Annotated in this window: 5 protein-coding genes and 2 pseudogenes; 3 read left to right on the plus strand and 4 right to left on the minus strand. The window is 61.8% G+C overall.

All coding sequences use genetic code 11. The annotated features are described in order from the left end of the window. Positions 1 to 218: pseudogene (locus tag EN914_RS20910) on the plus strand (MBL fold metallo-hydrolase); the annotation flags it as partial. A 107-nt stretch (positions 219 to 325) separates the two neighbouring features. On the opposite strand, the gene EN914_RS20915 reads toward EN914_RS20910, so the two are convergent. The 3 genes from EN914_RS20915 to EN914_RS20925 all read right to left on the minus strand — a co-directional run bounded on the left by EN914_RS20915 (position 326) and on the right by EN914_RS20925 (position 3714). After that, positions 326 to 1027 (minus strand): TetR/AcrR family transcriptional regulator, encoded by a 702-nt coding sequence (locus tag EN914_RS20915; protein ID WP_013531378.1) that lies wholly within the window; start codon positions 1025 to 1027, stop codon positions 326 to 328. A 139-nt stretch (positions 1028 to 1166) separates the two neighbouring features. Then, on the minus strand, positions 1167 to 2594 hold the full coding sequence (locus tag EN914_RS20920; RefSeq protein ID WP_024503895.1) for an amidase: 1428 nt from the start codon (positions 2592 to 2594) through the stop codon (positions 1167 to 1169). Between the two features lie 85 nt (positions 2595 to 2679). Beyond that, a complete protein-coding gene (locus EN914_RS20925) occupies positions 2680 to 3714 on the minus strand; it encodes an extracellular solute-binding protein (protein ID WP_024503894.1) in 1035 nt (344 codons plus the stop codon). On the opposite strand from EN914_RS20925, the gene EN914_RS20930 reads away from it, so the two are divergent. Then, entirely contained in the window at positions 3686 to 3964 is a 279-nt protein-coding gene (locus EN914_RS20930; RefSeq protein WP_127218689.1) for a hypothetical protein, read from the plus strand. The genes EN914_RS20925 and EN914_RS20930 overlap by 29 nt on opposite strands. A 115-nt stretch (positions 3965 to 4079) precedes the next feature. On the opposite strand, the gene EN914_RS20935 is transcribed toward EN914_RS20930, so the two are convergent. Next, positions 4080 to 5051, minus strand: a complete 972-nt coding sequence (locus tag EN914_RS20935; RefSeq protein ID WP_013531375.1) for an NAD-dependent epimerase/dehydratase family protein — start codon at positions 5049 to 5051, stop codon at positions 4080 to 4082. A 722-nt stretch (positions 5052 to 5773) separates the two neighbouring features. On the opposite strand from EN914_RS20935, the pseudogene EN914_RS20940 reads away from it, so the two are divergent. Continuing rightward, positions 5774 to 6029: pseudogene (locus tag EN914_RS20940) on the plus strand (NAD kinase); the annotation flags it as partial.

Genomic DNA, 6029 nt, shown 5'->3' on the forward strand with positions numbered 1-6029 from the left:
TATCAGGCGATATCATCTATGACGGCCCGCTGATCGACGATGTCTACCACTCGGACATCCCCGATTACATGGCGACGCTCTTGCGTATGCGCGACCTCGATGTCTCGGTCGTGCATGGCGGCCATTTCCCGAGTTTCGGCAAAGTGCGCTACCGCCAGCTCGTCGACGAGTATCTGGAACAGAAGCGGCAGGCCGGCTGCCATCTGCGGCAGCCCTGAAAGCGGTCAGAGCGGTTCACCGTTTCACGGAAACGGCGAACCACTCCAACTCCTTGTTTGGCGCAATTCCGGACGGAAAACCGTTTCACACTTTTCCTGGAATTGCTCTAGCGCATCAATTCGAAATGCCGCGGAAACGCTTGATGCAGCAGGAGCAGCATGGTCTTGCGCAGCACGTTGGTGTCACGGCTGGACGGATTGAGATGATCCCAATACCAGGCGCCATGGACCAGATAATTCAGGCTCTCCGACAGCGTGTCGATGTCGACGCCGGTGTAACCGCCGCTGCGCGAAATCTCGATCAGCAACTCGCGCGCTTCGGCGGTGTAGGCAAGATCGCTCGGCAGGCCGATCTCATTGTAGATCTGCATGCTCTTGCGGTCGCTGGAGAACACGACAAAGACCGAAACCCATTTCGGGTGCTGGCGGGCAAAACGTTGCGCGCAATCGACCGCGCCCAGGGCCCGCTCAACCGGCGACAGGCCGGGCGCTCGCACCAGCGTCACCCACAGCTCATCGTATCGATCGCTGAGATACTGCAGGACGGCGCGAAACAGGTTCTCCTTGCTGCGGAAATGGAAGACGACCAGGGCATTGGACGAGCCGACATGTTCGGCGATGCGCTGCATGGTGACGCTTGCCAGCCCCTCCTCCGCGATGAGCTCGATGGTGGCGTCGATGATCCGCTGCACGCTGGCTTCGCCGCGTTCGCGCCGACGGTCCTTGGGCGGCGCGGCATCGTTTGCGGCACGTCCATTCTTCGCCGTTGCGCCTTTGCGTTTTGCCGCCGCAGCTTTTTGTTGCGCCATCTTCGTCCAGCTCCTTTCGGACCTTCTGCCGGCGATCGCCGGCTCCGCCACGGATCCGTCTATTCGAGGTGTCCGGCGCGGCTCACCATAACCGAAACCGCAGATCAATCACGATCGCGGCAAGGGCCGCATCGCCCTGTTATAGCGACGGGCGCGTTTCGGCGTTTGTGTACCACTGCCCCTTGGCCGTCTCATAGGCCACGGCCGCCCGGAAGACATCGGCATCGCAATAGGTGCGGCCGACGATCTGGATGCCTGTCGGCACGCCGCTTGCCGCCCGGCCCGACGGCACGGATAGAACCGGACAGCGGCTCATCATGTTGAACGGCGTCGTCATCACCCAGCCAAGCGACGGGTTCACCTGCTTGCCGTTGATCTCGACCGTGCCCGTTGTCTGATCGAACTCCGCCGGCACGGCGGGAAGCGCGTTGGTCGGGCAGATCAGCACATCGTAGGTCTCCAGCAGCGGCCCCAGCGTCTGGTACATCCTGGCCGCCACTTCCAGTGTTCCGACAAAGTCCGTCGCCTTCGACCTTTGCCCGTCCTCGGCGAACTGCCTGGCATAGCTCGTCATGTCCTTGCCGTGCTCCTTGAGCAGTTGCGACAGTGAGGCGCCGAACAGATGTTCGAGATAGGCCATGCCCGCCTTGAGCACGTCGTCGCCCCAGCCCAGATCGACTTCCTCGACCGTGGCGCCAAGCGAGCGAAACACATCGCAGGCGGCAAGCGTGTTCTTGCGCACATCGGGGTCCACTTCGAAAGAACCGAGGTTCATCGAGAAAGCAATCTTCCAGCCCTTGATCGGCTTGTAGTCGCTGGGCAGGCGCAGTTTGGGGCGGAGCGTGGCGATGTCGAGCGGGCTCGGTCCGGCCATCACGTTCTGCAGCAGGATCGCATCCCCGACGTTTCGCGCCAAAGGTCCGGTGTGGCAGTAGAAATCGAGGTTGAACGGCGGCTCGTCCGGATTGCGCCCGTAAGGCGGCTTGAAGCCGACAAGACCGCAGGCCGACGCGGGAATTCGGATCGACCCGGCAATGTCCGAGCCGGTGGCGATCGACGACGTGCCGGACGCCAGCGTCGCCGCGGCACCGCCGGACGAACCGCCGGGCGTGAATTCCGGGTTCCACGGATTGCGCGTCACGCCCCAGCGTTTCGACCAGGTGTAGCCGGCGCAGCTGAATTCAGGCGTCGCCGTGCGGGCATGGACAATGCCTCCGGCCTTGATGATGCGCTCGTTCATCGTCGAGGTATGGCCACCGATGGCATCCCGGGACAGCAGCGAGCCGTGCGAGGTCGGCTTGTCCTTGATGTAGCTCTCGTCCTTGATGCCGATCGGCAGTCCCTCGAGCGCCCCGGTACGGGCCCCCCTGGCGTATTTCGCCTCGGCTTTCCTGGCCAGGTCCATCGCCTCGTCGAAATGCGTGAAGGTGAGGCAGTTGATCGTCGGCTTGGTGGCTTCGGCGCGGCGGATGGTGGCCTGCATCAGTTCGACGGGCGAAAGCTTCTTTGCCTTGAACAGCCGCAGCGCCTCGCTGGCCGGCATGTAGCAAAGGTCGAGATCGGTCATGGGAAGTCTCCTGCGATCTGCGCATCGCGTTGCATGGACGGAGATGACCGCGCCGCGTGCAGCGGCGCGGGAAAGCCTGGTCAGGTCATTTCTGCAGGTCGGTCCAGATCTTCGTGTAGAGCGCCTGCACGTCGGGCGGGCATGCCTGCATGAACTGGCCCTTGGCGGCGAAATCGGCGGGAATGTTGACTTCCGGCGCGGTCTTCATGTCGTCGGGCATGAAGGCTTCCGAGCCCTTGATACCGTTCGAATAACGCGCAAAGGCTGAGATCAGTGCCGCATTCTGCGGATCCATGATGAAATTCTGGAACAGCTTGGCGTTGTCGACGTTTTTGGCGTCTTTGAGGACAGCGACATTGTCCATCCAGATCGGATAGCCTTCCTTGGGATAGCCATAGACGATCTTGTCGTTCTCAAGCCGCTCGCGCAGCGATATGCCGTTCCAGTTGACGCCCGCGGCGATGTCGCCCCTGCCCAGGCCATCGACGGCCGCATAGTCGAGCGAAAGCCATTTCGCCTTGGCCTCCACCAGCTTGTCATGCACCTTCTTCAGCATCTGCATGTCGCTGCTGCAATATTTGCCACCCTCGTAAGCGATGGCGAGAAACATGATGTCACCCATTTCGGGTACGACATTGATCTTGCCGACGAGTTCGGGGGGTGGGTCGAGGAAGATCGCCGATGTGTTGGGGTCGCCGGCATAAACCGACTTGTTCACCGAAATGCCGGTCGTTCCCCACTGCCATGGAACGGTATATTTGCGGCCTGGATCGAATGGAACATCGACCCACCTGGGATCGACGTTCTTGAAGTTCTCCATCTTGTTGGGATCGGTCTCCAAGAGCAGACCTTCGCTGATCCAGACCGGCACGACGCTCGCCGAGGGCACGACGATGTCATAGCCGGAGGCGCCCTGCCGGACCTTGGCCAGGGCGGTATCGTTGGAATCATAGTCGGTGACGGTGACCTTGACCTTGTAGGTCTCCTCGAACTTCTTGATCAGCTCGGGACTGGTGTAGTTGCCCCAATTGTAGATGTTGAGTTCGCCGTCGGCATGGGCAACGCCCGTGACAGTCAGCAGCGACAGGCCGATGGCCGTCGCGGTCAGTTTCCAGTTCATGCTGTATGCTCCCATTGTTGGGACCGGCGGCGTTACGGCCTCAGGTCCGTTTCCTGCTGACGAAAAGATGGCGGCGACAATGCCGATCGACGGCACGAGAACGGCCGTCGGCATCGCATTTGCGGCATGCGGCGCACCGGCAACGGCAAGCCGCATCGCAGTCGAGATATTCCCCTCTTCATGGTGGCCATTCACCGGCTGGCGCCGGCTGTCCAACTCAATTCGCGACCTCAGGAGTAACTATGACTAAACATGCAGTCAATATCTTTATGCGGATACGGCCAGGGCTCGCCGATGGGTGCGCCCGATGCGGTGGTGACCAAGTGGGCAGCCAGGAAAGAGCTTTGGCCGCGACGCCGGGCGCGTCAGGCCGTTGGGGCCGCAACGGTTCCGGCCGCAATTCGCTGACGGAACCAATCGAAGGTGCGCCCGATGCCTTCCTGATAGCCCGTCCTGGCTTCCCAGCCAGGAAGGACATGCCTCGCCGACGTCAGGTCCGGACGCCGATTTGTCGGATCCTGGGGAGCCGGAGGGTGGTGCTCGATGCGGCTGCCGGGGACAAGCGACCTGACGAATTCCGCGATGCGCAGGACGGAAACCTCGTGATCGTTGCCGATGTTCAGAGGGCCGCGATGCGAGATGCCGTCGCGCCAGAAGTAACGTTCCAGCCCCTCGACGATGTCGTCGACATAACCCCAACTGCGCGATTGGGACCCGTCGCCATAGACCGTCAGCACCCCGGTTGTCAGAGCCTGGATGGCAAAGTTCGAAACGGCGCGTCCATCGTCGATGCGGGTTCGCGGCCCATATGTGTTGAAAATCCTGACGACGCGAATGTCGAGCCCGACAACCCGCTGCTGTTCGAACAGCAATGCCTCGGTGCAGCGCTTGCTTTCATCATAAGAGGCCCTGGGACCGGTGCAGTCCACCGATCCCCTGTAACTCTCGGGTTGGGGTGAAACCAGGGGGTCGCCATAGACTTCCGAGGTCGAGGCGAAGCAGAAACGGCCGCCGGGCTTGAGCAGCGTCAGAAGATTGAGCGCGCCGCCGATGTTGGCCTTGATCGTGCGTACCGGCTCGCGCATGTACCAAAGCGGCGAAGCCGGCGACGCGAGATGGATGATCTCATCGAAGCGTTGAAGGGATGAAAAGCTTTCGGCATCGGCAATCTGCAGATCGAAACGCGGATCGGCGACATGTGCGACGTTGTCTCGCGTCCCGGTCCAAAGATTGTCGACGACGATCAGCTTTTCCAGATCGCTTCGCCGCAACAGACGGTCGACCAGATGTGAGCCGAGGAAGCCGCAGCCACCAGAAATCAACACGCTGCGCGACATGGAACCCCCTGCTCCAGACACCCGGCCAGTCAACGAGCCGCAGGGCTTGTTTCCCAACAACGGCGGATACGAGGCTACCCAAAAACCTTTCCGCCAATCGGTGCACCCATCTACACCGCCAAGCGCCGCGAGTGCAAACAGCAAGCTTTCACGAGTGGAACGTGCGGCAGCCGACCGGCCTCTGCTTTTAAGGAGAGAAACTGCCGCGCGATGTCGCGCACCGAAGCGGCCGCCAATGCCGCCGGTCGTCCGAAAGGATGATCAGGTTACAGCGCTACAGCGCCCTTTGCGGGCATGGCGCTCCGGCTGCGTCACCACAGCGCGACGCCGTGGGCTGCGGTCGGAAGCTCGTCTCTTCGGACTGGCGCACCAGTTCGGCAAAGAGCAGCGCGAAGCTTCCCAGCATCAGAAAGACAATGATCAGGCGTGTTACCGGCAATATGTCGGCCTCGACTGGCTAGCCCCCACGCCACCCATCCACTGCCGGCTAACATGACCGATCCGGCTTTACGAGACTTTAAGGCCGGTCTTAACCATCACATTCGCGTAGCCTTTGACATGATACGCGAACGCATGTCCGCATCCGCCGTCCCGCGGTCGCCTCGCCATCCCGGAATGGCATTGCCATCCGGGATGGCGGCTCCGTTTGCAGACCTACCCCGCCCATGCTACCCCGAAATTGGCGCGGCCCTGCCGCTGCCACCGGTCGTCATCGGGGAGCCATGAGCAAAGCCGCCAGCCACATCGCCTTCGTCTCGTCCGACACCGCTGACGCCAAGACGGCGCTGGAAAGCCTGTCGGCGCGCTATGGCCAGTCTTCCGTCGAGGAGGCCGAGATCGTCGTTGCCCTTGGGGGTGACGGCTTCCTGCTGCAGACCCTGCGCGACACGATGGGGACCGGCAAGAAGGTCTACGGCATGAACCGTGGCACCATCGGCTTCCTGATGAACGAGTATCGTTCCGGTGGCCTGACCGAGC

Origin of the sequence: Mesorhizobium sp. M7A.F.Ca.CA.001.08.2.1 (genome assembly GCF_003998455.1) — a bacterium.
Taxonomy (GTDB): Bacteria; Pseudomonadota; Alphaproteobacteria; order Rhizobiales; family Rhizobiaceae; genus Mesorhizobium; species Mesorhizobium ciceri.